General features: G+C 47.2%; 15 protein-coding genes. 3 read left to right on the forward strand and 12 right to left on the reverse strand.

What is annotated here, in order from left to right; translation table 11 throughout:
- Nucleotides 1-112 precede the first annotated feature (112 nt).
- Complete coding sequence (locus A7975_RS21015; RefSeq protein WP_082198354.1) at nt 113-1,423, reverse strand: anti-phage deoxyguanosine triphosphatase; 1,311 nt, start codon at nt 1,421-1,423, stop codon at nt 113-115.
- A gap of 97 nt (nt 1,424-1,520) precedes the next feature.
- Here A7975_RS21015 and A7975_RS21020 point away from each other — a divergent pair, with 97 nt between their 5' ends.
- Nucleotides 1,521-2,075, forward strand: a complete 555-nt coding sequence (locus A7975_RS21020) for a guanylate kinase (protein ID WP_065386431.1) — start codon at nt 1,521-1,523, stop codon at nt 2,073-2,075.
- 57 nt (nt 2,076-2,132) lie between these two features.
- Here A7975_RS21020 and A7975_RS21025 read toward each other — a convergent pair whose 3' ends face one another.
- From A7975_RS21025 to A7975_RS21070, 11 genes are all read right to left on the reverse strand, one after another.
- Nucleotides 2,133-4,544: an ABC transporter permease gene (locus tag A7975_RS21025; RefSeq protein WP_065386432.1), complete on the reverse strand. Its 2,412-nt coding sequence runs from the start codon at nt 4,542-4,544 to the stop codon at nt 2,133-2,135.
- 5 nt (nt 4,545-4,549) lie between these two features.
- Nucleotides 4,550-5,308: an ABC transporter ATP-binding protein gene (locus A7975_RS21030; protein ID WP_176707778.1), complete on the reverse strand. Its 759-nt coding sequence runs from the start codon at nt 5,306-5,308 to the stop codon at nt 4,550-4,552.
- Between the two features lie 96 nt (nt 5,309-5,404).
- Nucleotides 5,405-6,835 (reverse strand): sensor histidine kinase, encoded by a 1,431-nt coding sequence (locus A7975_RS21035; protein ID WP_065386434.1) that lies wholly within the window; start codon nt 6,833-6,835, stop codon nt 5,405-5,407.
- Between the two features lie 14 nt (nt 6,836-6,849).
- The gene (locus A7975_RS21040) at nt 6,850-7,554 is read right to left on the reverse strand and encodes a response regulator transcription factor (protein ID WP_065386435.1); all 705 of its coding nucleotides are present in this window, start codon (nt 7,552-7,554) and stop codon (nt 6,850-6,852) included.
- A 169-nt stretch (nt 7,555-7,723) separates the two neighbouring features.
- Nucleotides 7,724-8,089 (reverse strand): zinc-binding dehydrogenase, encoded by a 366-nt coding sequence (locus A7975_RS21045; RefSeq protein ID WP_065386436.1) that lies wholly within the window; start codon nt 8,087-8,089, stop codon nt 7,724-7,726.
- Between the two features lie 17 nt (nt 8,090-8,106).
- Nucleotides 8,107-8,265, reverse strand: a complete 159-nt coding sequence (locus A7975_RS35010; protein ID WP_157265606.1) for an alcohol dehydrogenase catalytic domain-containing protein — start codon at nt 8,263-8,265, stop codon at nt 8,107-8,109.
- A 39-nt stretch (nt 8,266-8,304) separates the two neighbouring features.
- Nucleotides 8,305-9,231, reverse strand: a complete 927-nt coding sequence (locus A7975_RS21050) for a Rossmann-fold NAD(P)-binding domain-containing protein (protein WP_065386437.1) — start codon at nt 9,229-9,231, stop codon at nt 8,305-8,307.
- A gap of 141 nt (nt 9,232-9,372) precedes the next feature.
- Nucleotides 9,373-10,203 (reverse strand): carbohydrate ABC transporter permease, encoded by an 831-nt coding sequence (locus A7975_RS21055; RefSeq protein WP_053372635.1) that lies wholly within the window; start codon nt 10,201-10,203, stop codon nt 9,373-9,375.
- Nucleotides 10,204-10,215: 12 nt separating this feature from the next.
- Nucleotides 10,216-11,115: a carbohydrate ABC transporter permease gene (locus tag A7975_RS21060; RefSeq protein WP_053372636.1), complete on the reverse strand. Its 900-nt coding sequence runs from the start codon at nt 11,113-11,115 to the stop codon at nt 10,216-10,218.
- 77 nt (nt 11,116-11,192) lie between these two features.
- Entirely contained in the window at nt 11,193-12,509 is a 1,317-nt protein-coding gene (locus tag A7975_RS21065; protein WP_483295929.1) for an ABC transporter substrate-binding protein, read from the reverse strand.
- 62 nt (nt 12,510-12,571) lie between these two features.
- Nucleotides 12,572-14,665 (reverse strand): amylo-alpha-1,6-glucosidase, encoded by a 2,094-nt coding sequence (locus A7975_RS21070; protein ID WP_065386439.1) that lies wholly within the window; start codon nt 14,663-14,665, stop codon nt 12,572-12,574.
- A 258-nt stretch (nt 14,666-14,923) separates the two neighbouring features.
- Between A7975_RS21070 and A7975_RS21075 the strand changes: the two genes are divergently transcribed.
- Nucleotides 14,924-15,934, forward strand: a complete 1,011-nt coding sequence (locus tag A7975_RS21075) for a LacI family DNA-binding transcriptional regulator (RefSeq protein ID WP_065386440.1) — start codon at nt 14,924-14,926, stop codon at nt 15,932-15,934.
- Nucleotides 15,935-16,197: 263 nt separating this feature from the next.
- A complete protein-coding gene (locus A7975_RS35015; protein ID WP_082198356.1) occupies nt 16,198-18,597 on the forward strand; it encodes a lamin tail domain-containing protein in 2,400 nt (799 codons plus the stop codon).
- The last annotated feature ends 38 nt before the right edge of the window (nt 18,598-18,635 follow it).

Genomic DNA, 18,635 nt, shown 5'->3' on the forward strand with positions numbered 1-18,635 from the left:
CTTGCCCACTATTGCAAGTGTTTTTTAAAAATAATTTAAATTACTATATTTGAGCGTTGTAATATTCTGCAACTATTAGATGAAGCAACAGCTTTCACTGCTGCTCCATATGTTAAATATCAAACAGCCTGCCGCCCGCTGCTTCATATAAACGGGAATACATTTTTAGCGCATAAGTATCTGTCATTCCTGCTATATAGTCGCAAACGAGCCTTGCATTCACCCTGTCGGATGATGGCTGCCAGCTCCGTTTTCTATCCTCAGGAAGCAGATTCTTATCATTCATCATCGCTTCAAAGAGCTTCTCGATAATTTTACCGCCGCGCCATTCAAAGGTTTGAACCTTTTGAGAGAAAATCACATGGTCGGTAACAAGGCTTTTCAAATCTTCCAATAGCTGCATCGCATCCTCAGCAATAACCGCCTTGTAACGCAAACGGTTAGAGGCGAATGCTGGGTGCGGCTCTACGATACTAATTTCATTAATGAAACCGGACACCAGATCCGCGAAAAACGGCTTCGTTTTACTTTTAGGACTGCTATTCTCCATATAGAGACGTAGGGCTCCAGCAATTCTGGCCGATGAGATGGACATATGCCGCTTAGCGATCTCGTTTAAATGGTCGGCATGAATCAGATTCAGCTTAAAAGCATCCTCCAAATCATAAGTCGCGTAAGCGATATCGTCAGCTAATTCAATAATGGAGCATTCAAAGGTTTTATTTAAAGTCTTCTTATGCTTCCCCTCTTGAAAATCCGTTACCTCCAAGAAGTAGGCCTTCTCTTCCGGCGCAAAGCTTTGGATCACCCACTCAAATACCGGCTCGTCCTCTTCAAACACGCTGCTTTTGGGCGGCTTTCCCGTAATCGCCGGATTGTTTACTTGCTTCATGCTGGCCGGGTATTTCAAAATCGACAATAAAGCCGCTCTCGTCAGATCCAGTCCCGCTTCCAAGTCTCCCTCTCTATTCGTTAATAACCGAAAGGTATGCGCGTTGCCTTCAAAATTTAGCCCAAATGCACTCATGCATTTGTTCAATGCGCGTTCTCCTTGGTGTCCGAAGGGAGGATGCCCCAAATCATGGGCTAGAGCGGCAGCTTCAATAAGGGAGATATCGATTTTGTTTTCCGACTCTTTGAAGATTTTGTTTTTTTCATTTAAGGTTGTGGCTATTCCTCTGGCAATTTGAGATACTTCAAGAGAATGGGTAAGACGCGTTCTATGAAAATCGCCTTCGCTGATCCCAATAACCTGCGTCTTGGATTGCAAGCGGCGAAACGCAGCAGAATGAATGACCCTGCCAAAATCGCGTTCAAAATCATCCCGGATCGATACCCTTTGCTTCGCATTTTCCGTATTGATATGCCTCTGAATATCCGTATCATTATAAAATGAATTCGAAGAATGTTTATATAAAATCATTGGCTCGCTCCCAGCTGGCTTTGTTTACAAATATTTTAACAATATATGGTCCCTATTAGAAGCAATAGATGAAGAAATCATAAAGGAGCGCTTCCGTTTGGGAAAAATACTTGCATTTTATGGCCCTTCCGCGTCAGGAAAGTCCGAAATACAGAAGGAGCTAAGCCATAACGGCTTCCGCAAAATCATTACGGCAACGACAAGGCCTCCTAGGCCAAACGAAGAAGACGGGGTTCATTATATTTTTATGGATGCCGCGCAATTTGATCAGCAAGTTCAGGCAAATGCCTTCATCGAGTGGACGCAGTACAACGGACACTTTTACGGCACGCTCAAATCAAGCATCGAGCATATATTGAATCAAGATGAAACGGCCCACATCGTACTAGACTTAGCCGGCGTTCTATCCCTGAAGAAGCTGTACAAAGATATCGTGGCTGTCTATGTTGGCGCTAATCTAGAAACGATTGCGAGAAGGCTGGAAATGAGAGGCGGTAGCGCGGAGGAAATCGGCAAAAGGGTTAAAAAAGCGGCAGAGGTTGAGCTGAGCAGCGAGTATATCCAGCATGCTGATGTCATTGTATGGAATCATGATGGCGTTGACTTCAACGATACGATGAAGAGCGTTAACGCATTGATCGGAACCAATTAATCATATTCATTTAAAAATAGGCCGAGCCCCGCACAAGTGCGATGCTCGGCCTTATCGTTATTCGACAACAAGTATTCGCGGCGATGTCTTCTGGATTACTTTTGACGATAGCCATGAACCAAAGCCCGCTGCAATTACGCTTAACAAAGCAACTGCTATGATTCCTCCCCATTCCCGAATTAGCGGCAGCTGCACGATTCCATAACCCGAGAAGAGGTCAGACAATAAGATAGGCAGCACATAAACGCCCACAACTATTCCGATCACAACTCCGATTGCAGATAGCGCCACGATCCCTGCCGAAATGGCTCTTCTCATTTGATTCGAAGTCATGCCTATGGATTTATAGATCCCGTAGCTTTTGCTTTCCTTCCTAATGCTCATCCGGCATATGCTGTAAATAATCATGAAGGTAACGCCAACAAACAGCAGCCCCATCATGCTCATTGGCAAGATCAAAATAGTCGCCGCATCCTTATAGACCGAATCCAATAAAGTCTGCTGGGTTACCGCTGAGATCGAATCCTTGTATTTCGTATTTAATTGCTGTACGATCTGATCCGCTAGCGTACTGTCGGCTAAGTTAATGAAACAAAGCTCCGCCGCGTTATAATTTTGATTATATTTTTTAACCACATCCGCCGTAATTCTTGCTGAATAGGACATGTTCGCTATGGCCTGGTAGACGCCCGTAACGGTAAGCGTATGTTTATGGCCCTCGATATACACATCTACTACATCGCCAACATCCTTGCCAAGACTTTTGGCAACGTTGACGCCAAGCGCAATTTCGTTGCTGTTCCGCGGGTTGTACCCTTTTAGGACCGCCATTCCCATATGATCAAAGCTTCCGTCAAGGACATCCATATTCCCATTAATAGATTCACGCTTAGCTCGTTCAGCGCCCGGCATCTGGTCCGGAGCAAATACCCCATTCAGTGAACTCATCCATCCGATGTTTTTGATTCGTGGATCAGCCAGCACCTCCTTCTCCAAATCCGCCCGTGAAAAAGCCGACTTATTAAAGATCGTCACTGCAACATGAGAGGAGTCGTATCCCCACAACGGCGCCGTTTGCTGTATAGCAAAAATACTGTTTAGCAAAACAAAGCCCAATACGAGCACCGCTGACGTAATCGTGGTGAGCACTACAATGAGGACGGAATCCTTCGCATTTTTCAAAATAGGCCTAAGTCCAATGACGAAAGGGAGCGGCATTCGCTCAAAAATGCTTTTTGCGCCGCTTATGACTTGAAGGCGTTTGATCATTTTATTGTTTTCCATCTCGGACATGCCATACCGAATAGCTTGCATGGGCTGTACATAACGCGCTTTGCTAGCATAGACCAACACGCATAGCAGAACCGCGATAAAAACAACGACTCCAGCTAGCATAGCCATATCATACCCCTGAATCGCGACCCATAAATCCCCTGCTTTTAAATACGAAAGCGAGCTCTCTACTATCATTTTTGACAAAAAATAGCTGATCCCAAGTCCCGGAATAATAGCTATAACAGAAAGAAACGCATACTGCATCACATATATAGCGATCAGTTTGTTCGAAGACAGCCCCAGCGACTTTAATACTCCGATCGTTTTATAATTGGATAAAATGGCGTCGGAAATCGTAAAGCCAATCGTATATAACGCAACCAGCATCATGACGACGCCAACAAAAATCATTACAAAGCCTATTAACTTATTAATAATGAAATAGAAGGATGAGATCGCTTCAAAATCGGTCTTCGACTCCAAGTAGGGAGTTCCGAGACCCTCCTCGAAGCTATGCCAATATCGGCTGCTCTCGCTATAGTCATCGTAACGCAGCCCGAGCATGTACATGTCCTCACCCTGCAGCGTATCGAGCTGCTTATGATAATCCGTGCTGTTCATCCAAATCCGTGCACCGGTTGCAAAGGGACCGCCGTATGGAATATCGACTACAACAGCGGATACCTTAAGCTCAAACATGCGCTCGCCTGTTTTGAAGCCAATGCTGTCCCCGATTGCAATTTTATTGGTCATCGCCATTGAAGTAGGAATCCATATGCTTCCCGCCTCTGGACTAAGCGCTTCGCCCCCCTGTGCAAAAACAAAACGGTCTACCTTTGCCTGCGCCGCCGGCGTATTCATCATAAACAAATATAAATTCGCAATTTCTTTCCCTTGAAAGGTTGCGCCGGACAAATTTCGGTAAGGCAGGAGCTCGGACACCTTCATCCCGTCCTGCTTATCCCACCAGCTCTTGATCATTTGGGGATCATGCAGCTGATTCATCAGCGTCAATATTTGATGGGAGCCATTTGTTTTGCGGTGGATATCCATAAACACATTTTTAGTGTTTGAAATAACCGTAACGGAGGTGGCAAGAAGCAAGGTCGATAATAAAATTAACAAGGCTATTATCCCGTTCTGCAGCTTCTTTTTTCTTAAATGAGCGTAACAAAGCGACCATACTGCATCCATATCGGTTACTCCTTCCCCGACACATAGGAGAAAATAATGTGCTCGCGTTCCGGAATACTTGCTTGGTCAAACTTATCAAACTCTAAGATGCCGCCTATTTTGCCGTCTCGAATTAAAATAAGCCGGTCTGCCCTGCAAGCTGCTTTAATATCATGGGTCACCATGACGACCGACTGGCCTTGACGGTTCATCTTCGTTAAAATATCGAGCACCGCCACGCCTTGATCATAATTCAAGCTTCCTGTAGGCTCATCCGCAAAAATAACGTCAGGCGAATTAATGAGCGCTCTGGAGATGGCCGCTCTTTGCTGCTGTCCGCCAGAGGCCTGCGCTGGCATGCGGTTGCTTAGCGCCTCTATATCCAGCTGCTTCAACAGAAGAAGCGCCTTGCTCTTTAATTCGCTTTTGCGACAACCCGCCACATACCCGGGCATTACGATATTTTCGAACAGGGTAAGGTCGGGCACCAAATTAATGCTTTGATAAATGTAGCCTATTTTTTTCGCTCTAAATTGTGCCAGCTCTTTCTCGTTATATTGGTCAATGCGCTGCTCCCGAAAATAAACCTCGCCAGCCGTTACACTATCCAGCCCGCTTAATAAGTAAAGCAGCGTCGACTTGCCCGAGCCCGAATTGCCCATGATGACGGTAAAATCGCCCTCATAAATGTCTACATCCATGTTTCGAAGCGCATGAAACTGCTCGCTCCCGGTCGAATAGGTTTTGCATAGGTTCGCTGCGCGAATGATTGTTTTTTTGGACACCGATAAGCCCTCCCGTATTGCTGTCATCTAGTCATTGTAAGGGGCCGTTGTTGATAAATACTTATCAGGATATTAATAAAGTATTACAGCATCGATTTAACAGATGGGGATGAAAAAACTAAATACCGTTCCTTGATCCTTTATGCTTTTAAAAGATATCGACCCTTTATGCGCCTCAATAATGTGCTTGCAGATCGAAAGCCCCAGCCCGTTCCCCTCCTGATGCGGTTTGGTACTCTGCTGCCCTTTGAAATAACGCTCGAATATAAACGGCATGTCCTGCGGAAGAATCCCTTTGCCTGTGTCTGCAATCGTTATTTTTAAGCTCCCGCCTTCAAGCTCGACGCTCATCCGAATCGAATCGCCCGCCGTCGTATGCTTTAATGCATTCGCAACCAAGTTGGAAATGACCTGCTCTAAACGGTTAGCGTCAACTTGAATGAGCACATTCGCAATTTCCGGCGGCTCTATGAAAGCAACTCCGGTAGAGCGAACATAATGGCTAATCGGCTTGATAATGGTCGACAGTACGTTTTGGCTGTATTGCTCTGTAAGCTGTATCGAAATTTGGCCCAGCTCCTTTAAAGCATGCAGGAGAAGGTCCTCTACGAGCCGCGCCATTTTGTCCGTATTCGTCTGCATGATTTCAACATAACCCATGACCGATTCCATATTGGGGCAAATCCCTTCAAGAATGGCGTCTATGTATGCTTTGACCGTCGTTAGCGGCGTTTTAAGATCATGCGAAATATTAGTAATAAGCTCCTTTTGCGCCTTTTCATGCTCTGCCTGCTGCTCGCTCAGAAACATAATCTCCAAGCGCATTTGGTCGAACACCGCATAAACCTCGCCTATCTCATCAAGCCTTCCATACTCGGCCTTTTGCTCGTAATCGCCTTTCAAAATCGCTTCAGAATGATCCTTTAGCTTGTGAACGGGGCGAATGATATGGCGGTTGATTTTAAAGCGAAGAAACACAAGCAGCATGATTAATAGGATCATAAACGAAAGAATCATGAGGATTCGGATAAGCGGCACTTCGTGGGCTTGTTCATTCTCGATAACGCTTGCTGGCATCGTAAAAATAGCATTTCCGATTTGTTCTCTCGTTTGATCATCTACGATTGGAAAAGCAATGTTAAACTTATTCTTTTGCACATTGGAGGTGTATAAATCATAGTGAAGTGCCGTTCTAACATCAACCTTCGATAACCCATTATTGTCTGGAAAGGTGCTGAAGCGAATGCTGCCGTCCAGCCCCGCGTACAAGAAAGACAGATCGTTAGCGTTACTCATCTTATTAAGAGTCTCACCGATCGCTTCGTCCTGTATTTCAGCATGATGCCTTTCCAGATAAAAGATGATCTCGCTTACCTTTAAACGTACTTGATTAATAACATAGGCAGAATCTGCCTTATCCTTGCTGCTGTAGCTGTCGATAAGCAAAGAAGCACCACAGCCGATTATGATCGCCAGACAAATCAAAACAGCCGTAAACCACGTTTTAAACCAGCTTTTTAAATACATAGGCTTCTCCTATCTCACGCTTCATCCATGCTGAACTTATAGCCGATGCCCCAGACCGTTTTAATATAGGCAGGGTTTGAAGGATCCGCTTCGATTTTTTCCCGTATCCGGCGAATATAGACGGTTATGGTGCTTTCATCTCCGTACTCCGCGTAGCCCCAAATCGCATCGAGCAGCTGACTCTTTGAAAATACTTGATTGTTATGCTTAGACAGGTAAAATAACAGCTCAAATTCCTTGGCAGACAAAGCGATCTCCTTGCCAGCCACCGTTACGCTGTACGCCTTCTTGTCAATGACGATGTTGCCGAATATCAGACGATCATCAACCGGGCTAGTCGTTCCGAAGCTGTCCATTCTGCGTAAATGGGCATTTATTCTAGCGATCAGCTCGCTCAAAGAGAAAGGTTTGGTCATATAATCATCCGCCCCAAAGCCAAGGCCCAGAACCTTATCCGTGTCGCTCCCTCTCGCGCTCAGAATAAGGATCGGCGTTTGGCTCTTTTGGCGAATTTGGCGGCATAGCTCAATGCCATCCACATCCGGAAGCATAATATCCAAAACGATAAAATGCGGCTGCCAGCCGTCTAAAGCATTTAACGCGTCTCTGCCATTTTCAGCAATTAGCGCTTCGTACCCGTTGATCGTGACATAATCCTTGATGATGCGGGAAATGTCCTGCTCATCTTCGATAATGAGTATTTTGCGTGGTCGATTCATCGTTTGCTCTCCCATACGAATTCATTCAGAAATAGTTTGCGGGCGATAGCTTTATAGATCTTGCAACTTATTCGACAACTTCCAGCATTATCCTTTGCGTATGCTATTGCACAAACAAAAAAAGCGTCCTGCCGCCTGGGCATGAACGCTCTCGAAATTCCGCTTCGCATTATTTGATTTTCACTACGATTTTCCCTCTGGCATGATGGGACTCGCTCAGCTTATGGGCATCCCTTAATCCTTCTTGCGTAAAAGCAAACACATGGCCAACGATCGCTCTTATGCGGTTGCCTGCCATCAGATCGGCTATTTCTTGAAGCTGCTTGCCGCTCGGATTTAGCCATAAGGAACCGTCTTTTATGCCTTTCTCTACTGCTTTAGCTTCATCTGGAGGCGATACGATCGATACGAGCCTCCCGCCCTTTTTTAACACCTGAAAGCTATTTTCTTGGATGGTTCTTCCCATCGTATCAAAAACGATATCATAGTCTGAAATCACCGTTTCAAAATCAACCTTGGCGTAATCGATGAACACATTTGCGCCCAGCGATTTTAGAAGCTCTTCGTTTTTTGAGTCACCTGCGCTCCAACCTCTGTTACAATGCCCGCTGCGTCCCAGCCGAGAATGATCGGAAATTCAAATGGCAGCATTTCTTTTAAATAACCTTCTCTTAGCTTCCAATCAATCGGGTTGATGGAGGTGGCAAACATTTCAATCAGCGCCTGATTGTCGCATATACGCCCGAGATATCATGCACAGCAACCTGGTTTGAGCAAATACAGGAGCAGCGCTTTTTGAACATGCATCCTATTCTCGGCTTGCTGATAGATGACGGAGCGATCCGATTCAACGAGCTCTGCTTCAATCTCATAACCCGGATGAATGGGCATATCATGCATAATATAAGGAGAAAATCCTTTCAGATTATTCCGGTTCAGCTGATACGGCAGCATCTGCTCCATTCTATGGTTTTTCTCTTCCTCGTAATGGCTCTCGTGAAAAAACTCCATATCGACCCATGTGTCCGTATAAACAAAATCAGACCGCGATACCGCCTCCGACAAATGAGCCGCATTTTCGACGTATCCGCTTTGATAGGCAGCTTGCATTAGCTCCTCATCCCATGAAGGCGTATTTACGATAGGCGTTACAAGGAGAAGCTTGACGCCCATTGCGGTGCAGCCTGCTACCAATGAATTGGCTACATTGTTGTGGATACCGACATACGTCAGCGTTATTCCCTCAAACGTCCCCGCTACCTCATAAATCGTCATCAGATCCGCTAAGGCTTGGCATGGATGATATTTTTCACAGCAGCCGTTAATGACAGGAACGCTCGAATACTGGGCTAGTTCGAGCACGTCGGAATGTTTTTTCAGTCTAGCCATGATCACATCGCAGTTTCTTGACGCATACCGGGCTTCATATTGGATCGGGGATATGCTGAAATTGCTTGAATCCCAATCCATAACGACCGAGTATCCGCCCAATTGGTTGATGCCGGATTGGAAGGACAGGCTAGTTCGCGTAGAGGTTTTCTGAAAAAGCATAAGCAGCCCTTTTCGCTCAGTTGCATGATAGAAGCGCTCTGGGCTTTGTTTCATTTCCACAGCTTGATGGATAATGGATTGAATCATGTCCTTGCTGAATTCTTTTAACGATAATAAGTGGATCATCGGTTCACCTCGGTTATGAATATTTATACGTAATAATGAATTTATATTCATGTTATATGCGATGAAGAGGCTTTGTCAACTTGCAGATAAAAAAAAGCTCTGCAGATTACTCTACAGAGCTTACTTTTAACGAGCTTATGGCTATTTCCCGCCGGTGAACGTAATTCCTTTAATAAAGAATCGATTGAAGAAGGCATAAATCAGCAGCGCAGGGAGCGTGAAGACCATAGATGCCGCCATAATGTAATTCCAATGACTGATGTACTGCCCCTTGAAGGTATTGAGTCCAAGCGTGAGCGTAAACATCGACTTATCGGACATGAACATAAGCGGCTTAAGGAATTCATTCCACGCTCCCATAAATACGAAAATCGTCTGTGCCGCTAACGCAGGCACTGCCAGAGGAAGGGCAATTCGGAAAAACACGCCGAACCGATTGAGGCCATCCATCTCGGCTGCCTCCTCCAGCTCCTTCGGAAAGCTTAGGAAAAATTGCCGCATCATAAAAATAAACGTCGCATTCGCCATCATCGGCAGCGTTAATGCCGCATACGTGTTCAACAAATCGAGCTGCTTCATAATTAAGTATGCCGGCACGATCGTGAGTTGGCCCGGAATCATCTGTACAGCCAAAATAAGAATGAACATGACCTTGCTTCCGGTAAATTCAATCCGCGCAAGCGCATAACCTGCCATGGAGTTGAACAGCGTATTGCACACCGTAGCAACTACGGCAATCAAGGCACTGTTGTACATCCACCTGAGGAACAGCGGTTCTTTTACGAAAATGTCGTAATAGTTCTGAAAGGTGAACTGTTTGGGAATAAAGTTGATGCCTCCTGATACAATTTCGCTTAGCGGCTTAAACGAAGAGGAAAGCGCCCATAGAAAGGGAGCGACCGTAACGCAGCCGTATGCGAATAACAGGAAGTAGAGAATCGCCTTTCCCCATTTGGATTGTTGAAATACCACCTAATCGCCCTCCTAGTTCAGCTTCTCTTCGGCGAACAGCTTGCGCTGAATCAGCGTAACGAGCATAATGACCGCAGCCAGCATGACAGCGAGCGCGGATGCGTAGCCGAAGTCGAGATTTTTGAAAGCATATTGATAGATCAGCAGCGCTACGGTCAAGGTGGAGTTGTTCGGACCGCCAGAGCCTGCCGAGAAAATATAAGATTGATCGAAGAGCTGAAACGTACCGATAATACCCATGACGACCGTAAAGAAGGTCGCCGGTTTAATTAACGGGAGCGTGATAGAGATGAATCTCCGCCAAGCCCCTGCCCCGTCCAGCATCGCTGATTCATACAGCGCGTCAGGAATATCCTGAAGCGCAGCTAGAAAAACGACCATAAAAAACGGTGCGGTGGACCATATATTCATAAGCATAATCGCCTTCATTGCGACCGCAGGATCTCCAAGCCAGTTATAGCCATGCAAACCGACGAATTCAAGCACACGGTTCAAAAGACCGTTTGAATTGTATATCCACATAAAGATTAGCGACAATACAGCCGATGACGTAACGGTCGGCATAAAGAATACGATTCGGAAAAAGTTTTTGTATCTCAATTTAGCATTCAAAATAACGGCAAGCAAAATAGCAAATGCCGTCTGCAGCGGTACTACAAAGAGTGCGAAGGATGCCGTGTTCTTAAGCGCGATCCAAGCGCGTTCGTCTCCGGCCATTCGGGTAAAGTTGCCTGTCCCCACCCATTTGTAGCTGACGTCGCCAAGCAGATTAACCTTGTGTCCCGAAAGATAGAGCGAATAGAAAACGGGCAAGAACAAAAAAGTGCCCAGCACTAAAATCGTTGGAAGCAAAAACAGATAGCCTGTTGCATTATTTTTCAGCTTCTTTCTCCATGAAGAAACTTGGGTCATGCTACACCTTCTCCTTTCGTATCAAAATGAAAGAATGAAGGAGGGAGACTGTCGATGCTCTCCCCCCTTCCTTTCGTTTACTTAGCTGCTGCGATTTCCTTATTCGCAACGGTTTCGGCTTTTTTCATAGCATCCTCAAGCTTCGAATTGCCCATAAAGGTATCAACGAATTGATTATTGAAGTTGCTCATAATTGTTGGCAGTGTAGAACCAGCTTGCCAAGGCGTTGCATAGGACGCTCCCGCCACAATTGCGCTGCGCATCTCATCCTTGTCATATCCTAGCTCTTGTGCGACCGACTTCCGCGTAGGAAGCGCGAAGCCTTTGCTGGTCCAAGTCTTCATGCCTTCCTTGCCAGTCAAGAAAGAAATCAACTGCCAAGCTGCCTCTTTCTTCTCCGATTGCTTGTTCATCACATAAGCAACCGTGAAGGCCATCGTGCCTTTAGTGCCGTTTACAGTTGGCAGCTCCGCTGTTCCGTAATCCAGATCCTTGTAGTTGGATTCGAGGAATGGGATCGCCCAGTTTCCTTCGAATACGATCGAGGCTTTGCCTTGGCCGAACATCTCTCCGCCCCAGCCAGCGCCAACTTCTTTTGGCTCGCCGGATGATTTGTCTACATTGTGCATATCTGTAACTAGCTGCAAGCCTTTAAGCGCATCCGGGGATGCGAATGCGGCATTGCCTTTGTCGTCTGCCACTTTGCCGCCAAACGCTTGAATCATGAACATTTGGCGCGCAAGCTCAGGCGCTACGCCGAAGCCATATCGAACGGTTTTATCGCCTTCTTTTTTGGTCAGCTTAGCTGCAGCTGCCTTCAGCTCATCCCAGGTTGCAGGCGGCGCTGCAATGCCTGCTTCTGCAAAGTCCTTCTTATTGTAAAACATGGCAAGGGTAGAGAAATCCTTAGGGAAACCGTAAGTGACTCCCTCTTGCTTGAATGCATCAACCATAGGCTGTTCAAAGTCTGCAACGTCAAAGTCTTCCGTTACATAGCTATCCAGCGGCTCAAGTACATTGCGCTCAATGAGTCCCGGCGCTTCGAATGCGTCCAAGTAGAAGACGTCTGGACCTTCTCCGCCGATCAGTCTTGTCTTGATTACATCCATGTATTGATCAGCAATCACTTCATACTTAACCTTCACGTTCGGATATTTAGCTTCAAACTCCTTCAATGTTTGGTTAAGCAGATCCTGCTCTTCCGGGCTTGCTCCCCAGCCGGCAAGCGTTATGGTAACCGGTTCGGCCGCTGGCTCTTTTGTGGCCTCTTGCGCCGTACCATTATTCGTTGCCGCAGTTCCTTTGTTCGTGTTCCCCTCATTGCTGCCGCAAGCACTAAGCATTAGTACAGCAGCCAACGTTAACGATAAACCAACAACCCCTGATTTCTTCATCATACATACAACCTCCTTAAGTAATATGAACTTTGTATATATAGAAACATATTGCGTAAAACCTATGAAATCAGCAGCTCATACCCTGTTAGATTAGACAGTATTTCCACCTCGGGACCATTAATTCCGCGTGTAACGCGCAGGCTGAGCGTGCCGCTGCCGATTAGAAGCTGCTCCACTTTAAGCTCATTCATCCCTTCTAATAGAGAAGGTCTGATCGTAATCTGGCGCGACAAAGCGTCTGGTTGAAGGCCAAGCAGCGCTTGCACAAAGGTTAACGGCGTTCCCGCTGCCCATGCCTGCGGAGAACATGCAACTGGATAAGGTACCGGGGCACCAAGCAGATTATCGTATCCGCAGAACAGCTCAGGCAATCTGTTATATTCGAATTTGTCAGCAGCAGCGAGTAAACCCTCTATAACCGTGATTGCTTCATTGGCGAAGCCCAGGTGGCTAAGGCCAAGTATGCATAAGGAGTTATCATGCGGCCATACGCTGCCATCATGGTAGCTCATCGGATTGTATCCCGCTGCATCCGTGCTCATTGTCCGAATGCCGTAACCTCCGAATAGATCGGGAGCGACAAGTCGCTCAGCAACAGCCTTAGCCCGCTCCGGAGAAGCAATGCCCGACATAAGAATATGCCCAGCATTCGAAGTGACCGATTCCACGCGTTTCTTGTCTTTATCCAAAGCAATTGCGTAAAACTGCTCATCCTCCATCCAGAAATCGCGCTCAAACCGGGCTTGAAGCTGCGATGCGTCTTGCTCCATCTGATCCGCCTGCTCTGCATGGCCTAAGCTTCTGAATATAGGAGCAAGCCGGGTGAGCGCCTGATAGACATAACCCTGAACCTCAACGAGTGCGATCGGAGCTTCCGCGTAGTCGCCGTTGCGGTGCACCACGGAATCCGCTGAATCCTTCCAGCCTTGATTCGCAATGCCTTTGGATGACTTCTGATAATACTCCACGAAGGAATCATCATCTGCGTCGCCATATTCCTTCACCCAAGTTAGCGCTGCTTGAAGATGCGGCATTAACGCTTTTATAAAATCAGCATCGCCCGTCCAGTGATAATATTCAGCAGCCAGCAGGAGGAAGAGCGGTGTCGCGTCAATCGTTCCATAATAAGGCGTAAACGGCACTTGATTCGTGCTCGCTAATTCGCCGTACCGGATTTCATGCATCACTTTACCCGGCTGCTCATCGCGCCATTCATCCTCATTTTGGCCTTGATAAGCCGCCATCGTGAGCAAGGTGCCCTTCGCGACTTGCGGATTCAAGGAAAGCATTTGCAGTGCGGCAATCAAGCTGTCGCGGCCAAACGGCACCGAGAACCATGGCAAGCCGGCAACGGGAAACGCTCCGTATCCAAGATCGGTAAGCAGCACTCGCAAATCTTGAACCCCGCGATGATAAAGCTTGTTGAACAGCGGCAGATTGCTCTGAATCGAAGTGGAAGAAGCATTCCAATCCACGTAGGAGGCTCTAAGCTTGCTCATCGCTTCCTCAGGCTCATGTTGAAGCGGCTCGTTCCCATCGATAATCGGCGCGATGAAGAAAGCGATTGCAATATTTTCCTGATGCCCTAGGGCAACATCGAAGTGGAGCTCCCCTGACTCGCTTATTTTGCTTTCCTGCGTATTCCATTTGATCTTGGTCTCGCGGCGCACGCCGTCTGCCCCTAGATAGCCGATTACTCTCTCCCTTGGAGCACTCCGCTCCATTGTCTTGCTTCCAAGCTCTCCATATTGAAAGCCGCGAACGACGAACATGTCGGCAAAATCCGTATCGAGCAGCACCGAGAAATCAAATTGAATAGGCTTGGGATAGTAGCTTGTAAGCTTGATGCTCTCATATAACGCACCTTCATAAATGAAACGCGTGCGTTCGATTTCTACGGACTCACGCCACAAAATCAGCTCGCCGTTCTCCTCCATATGCGGATTGGTAAGACGAATCGTGGAGATATAATTATCGTCGGCAGCGGAAGACAGCAGTATGGGCTTCTGACCGTTGATTCGGATCTCCATCCTGCTTAGAAACCTTGTGTCTTTCGTATAGAGACCTTTGCCGGAAATATCGCCTTCCGGGATGTCGCCATTCCTATCCGTCATGAGGAATAGATCGTTTTCTTTGATGACTCGATAATCCAAACTTCTCCCTCATTTCTCTCTTAGTGGCATCTTTACTCACTTATTTTTGAGTAAGCTCATTGGTATCCGAAACGTTTCGGAAAAAGGGTAAAAAAATATTTACACTTCATTCATAATTCGGTGATCCAACTTTCCAAAACGTTTCGGATACGTTATAATCGAATTATAGATCATGATGAAAGCATTTACAACCCTGAATTTAAATTTTAATTTTTCCTATCTTTCCTTACATGTTTCCTAACAATCCGGAGGTATCCTATGGTCACCATCAAAGATATTGCCAAAGCTGCCAGCGTATCCGTCACGACGGTATCGCGCGCATTAAATGGCTATGACGACGTTAACGAGGGCACACGGCACAAAATTAAAACCATTGCAAATCAGCTAGGCTACAGCCCTAATATGGCGGCAAGGTCGCTTATATCCAAAAAAACGAAAACGCTCGGCCTGCTTCTCTCCAATGTGACAAGAGACAGCTCCAAAGACAATATCGCCTTTGAAGTGCTGTGCGGCATCAACGACCGTTCTGGCGAGCTTGATTATGATCTCGTATTGTTCAGCACGACGCCGCAAAAGCAAAGAATGAAATCGTACAAGACATTATGCCAGGAGCGCGGCGTGGACGGCGTTATTATTATGGGCATTCGGCTGGACGACCCCTATTTGAAGGAGATCGTATCCTCTGATATTCCATGCGTGCTTATCGATATTACCCTTCAAGGTCCGAATGTCGGGTACGTCACTTCAGATAATACGCACGGCGCCTTTACCGCAGTGAAGCATTTGCTTGAGTCCGGGCATCGCCAGATTGCGATGATTAACGGACACGCGCAAGCGGACGTAAGCCTTCTGCGTTTAAAAGGATACCGCGAGGCGCTTGCGGAGTATGGCATTCCTTTCGACGAATCGCTCGTAGTCGACGGACGATTTTCCGAGCATGGGGGAAAGCTAGCCGCTTCTCAAATTTTTACGAGCCGTTCTGACGTAACGGCTTTATTTTGCGCGAGTGACCTCATGGCTTTAGGAGCACTGCAGACCGCTAAGGATATGGGCAAAATCGTGCCTGATGATATCTCCATCATTGGATTCGACAACATAGACCTGACCGCTTACTGCACGCCTGCGCTCACTACCGTCCACCAGCATAAATACGAGCTTGGCTTTGAAGCCGCTCAAGTGCTCATCGATTTGTTAGAGGGAAAAGACGTCGTTCATCATGTCATGCTCGATACGACGCTAATTTCGAGAGATAGTGTTCGCAAAATCTAAAAAGCCATACGTATAATAGCCCTTCTAATTGATGATGCGCGACATTAGAGGGCTTTTTTTCGCGTTCCCACATCCTTCTGTCCGCAGCCTCTCCGAATCTACTCTATCAAAATCGTTGCACAAAACTTCCTTTCCGCTCGCGGTCCTTCTCTCTTCTCACTTTTCTATTATTCATAAAACCTTATTATATGGAAACATTTCCATATGCTAGAATGATCTTGTGTACAGAGCTGCACAAAATTACTAGATAGGAGATGAGTTTAATGATTGCTAGACATTCATGGTCACGTTTGTTGCTAGCTACCGCTTTAAGCTTCAGTGTTCTATTCTCCAGTATCGGTTATGCGCCACAAGTCCATGCAGAGGGTCCCGCCGATCCGGCTCCCGAAATTTTGCATGTCGGCACAGCTAACGGTAAAAAAGTGCTTTTTGATAATACACACGCTCAAACGGCGGGCGCAGCCGACTGGGTCATCGATGGCGCTTTTTCTGATTTTGGACATGCTTTAGCAAATGAGGGCTACGATGTAAAGGAGCTGCGTAAATCAACGCCGATTGTCCTGAGCGACCTCTCCAGCTACGACGTATTCGTCGTCGGAGAAGCGAATATTCCTTACAAGGCGACGGAGCAAGCTGCTATGCTGCAATATGTGCAAAATGGCGGAAGCATCTTTTTTATATCGGATCATTATAATGCGGACCGCAACAAAAACCGCTGGGATTCCTCCGAGGCGTTTAACGGCTACCGCCGCGGAGCGTGGAGCAATCCAGCCAAAGGCATGACTGCCGAGGAAAGCAGCTCCGCAGCGATGAGCGGCGTAGTCAGCTCCGACTGGCTAGGCTCCAACTTTGGCGTTCGCTTTCGCTACAACGCGCTTGGCGATATAACAGCCAATCAAATCGTCGCACCTGCACAAGCTTTTAATATTACAGCCGGCGTATCCACCATAGCTATGCATGCCGGCTCGACGCTCGCTATTATTGATCCTAATAAAGCAAAAGGAATTGTGTATTTGCCCACCACCAACGCCAAATGGGGCAATGCCGTCGATCAAGGCGTGTATGCGGGAGGCGGTATCGCCGAGGGGCCTTATGCTGCCGTGTCCAAGGTAGGCGCAGGCAAAGCAGCCTTCATCGGCGACTCCTCGCCGGTCGAGGATGCTACTCCAAAGTACAAACGGGAAGAAACGGGCGGCACGAAAACGACCTACGCCGGCTTTCAAGAGCAAGATGATGCGACTCTACTTGTTAATGTAGTGAACTGGCTGGCGCAGCAGGAGAGCTATACTAGCTTGAATCAAGTGAGCGGCCTAGTGCTTGACCAACCAACGCCTCTGCTCGCGATAGAAAATCCACAAACATCCACCGAGCCGCAAAACGAGCCTTGGTCCGCTCCGGCCGCAGGCTACAAATGGTACGATCCTTCAACGTTCAAAGCCGGCTCTTACGGCTACGGGACGGGCGGCGGGCAGCCCGAAGAGCCTGGCGGCAGCGGCTCCGGCGTTTTCTTCTCCGAATATATCGAAGGCAGCAGCAACAACAAGGCGGTTGAAATTTACAACGGCACCGGCTCAAGCGTGAATTTATCGGGATACTCCGTTAGCTCTTCAAACACCTCGTCGGCCATTAATCTAAGCGGAACGCTCGCCAGCGGCGATGTCTATGTAGTTGCCCATACAAATGCAGCCGCTGGCATTTTGTCACAAGCAGATCTGCTCTCAAGCAATTTAAGCTTTAATGGCGATGATTCCGTCACGTTGAGCAAAAACGGAACAAGCCTTGATGTGATCGGCACCGCCGGCCAATCTTTTGGTACGGATAAAACACTCGTTCGCAAAGAAACGGTAACAACCGGCACAACCACATACGTTGCAATGCAGTGGGATGCTTTAGCGAATAATACGTTTACGAACCTTGGCAGCCATACGATCACCGCCGCCAATCAACCACCGGTAGTCGCTAATCCGATTGCAAATCGGAGCACTGCTGTAGGCAGCGGCGCATTGGTTATTGATGCAACAAATACATTCAGCGATCCTGATGGGCATGCGCTAACCTTATCGGCCGTCTCGAGCAGTCCTTCAGTTGCAGCCGTTAGCGTTGTCGGCAAGCAGCTCACTGTTAATCCGCTTGCTCTTGGTACGGCTGCCATTACAGTAACAGCAAACGACGGCAATGGCGGATCTGCGAATGCAACGTTTACAGTCACGGTAACATCTACATCCGCCGTTATTTTGAACGAAGCTTTTGAGAGTGGAAGCAAGGGCTCTTACACGGCAGGAAATGTCACGCTATCAAGCGGATCATGGAATATGGATAATGCCTTGATCGGCAACCTGAGTACGGACAAGAAAAACGGGCTGCAAGCAGCCCGGATCAAAGCTGCCGGATCGATCTCTATGAATTTTAATGCTGCCGGCGCCAAAACGGTCAAAATAAGGCATGCTGCCTTCGGCACAGACACAGGCGCGGTATGGAAGCTGCAAAAATCCGTCAACAGCGGCACGAGCTGGACGGATGTAACAAGCACTTACTCAAGCTCAGCTGCGCTAACGGTTCAAAGTATTACGGTAAACGAGAATGCCAGCGTTCGCTTCCGCATACTCGTATCCGGCACTTCCGGCAGCCGCATCAACATTGATGATATTCAAATTTTCAACTAAAATGAAGCAGGCTGCCGAGAAATGATCTCGACAGCCTG

The sequence above is a fragment of the Bacillus sp. FJAT-26390 genome (assembly GCF_001682865.1).
In the GTDB taxonomy this organism is placed as follows: domain Bacteria; phylum Bacillota; class Bacilli; order Paenibacillales; family Paenibacillaceae; genus Pristimantibacillus.

What these genes read in the sequence shown, in the direction of transcription:
- A7975_RS35010 (WP_157265606.1), bottom strand. Translation starts at nt 8,265, where the DNA reads ATGTTTGCCACCTCCATCAACCCGATTGATTGGAAGCTAAGAGAAGGT.
- A7975_RS21040 (WP_065386435.1), bottom strand. Translation starts at nt 7,554, where the DNA reads ATGAATCGACCACGCAAAATACTCATTATCGAAGATGAGCAGGACATT.
- A7975_RS21035 (WP_065386434.1), bottom strand. Translation starts at nt 6,835, where the DNA reads ATGTATTTAAAAAGCTGGTTTAAAACGTGGTTTACGGCTGTTTTGATT.
- A7975_RS21050 (WP_065386437.1), bottom strand. Translation starts at nt 9,231, where the DNA reads ATGATCCACTTATTATCGTTAAAAGAATTCAGCAAGGACATGATTCAA.
- A7975_RS21025 (WP_065386432.1), bottom strand. Translation starts at nt 4,544, where the DNA reads ATGGATGCAGTATGGTCGCTTTGTTACGCTCATTTAAGAAAAAAGAAG.
- A7975_RS21065 (WP_483295929.1), bottom strand. Translation starts at nt 12,509, where the DNA reads ATGAAGAAATCAGGGGTTGTTGGTTTATCGTTAACGTTGGCTGCTGTA.
- A7975_RS21060 (WP_053372636.1), bottom strand. Translation starts at nt 11,115, where the DNA reads ATGACCCAAGTTTCTTCATGGAGAAAGAAGCTGAAAAATAATGCAACA.
- A7975_RS21015 (WP_082198354.1), bottom strand. Translation starts at nt 1,423, where the DNA reads ATGATTTTATATAAACATTCTTCGAATTCATTTTATAATGATACGGAT.
- A7975_RS35015 (WP_082198356.1), top strand. Translation starts at nt 16,198, where the DNA reads ATGATTGCTAGACATTCATGGTCACGTTTGTTGCTAGCTACCGCTTTA.
- A7975_RS21075 (WP_065386440.1), top strand. Translation starts at nt 14,924, where the DNA reads ATGGTCACCATCAAAGATATTGCCAAAGCTGCCAGCGTATCCGTCACG.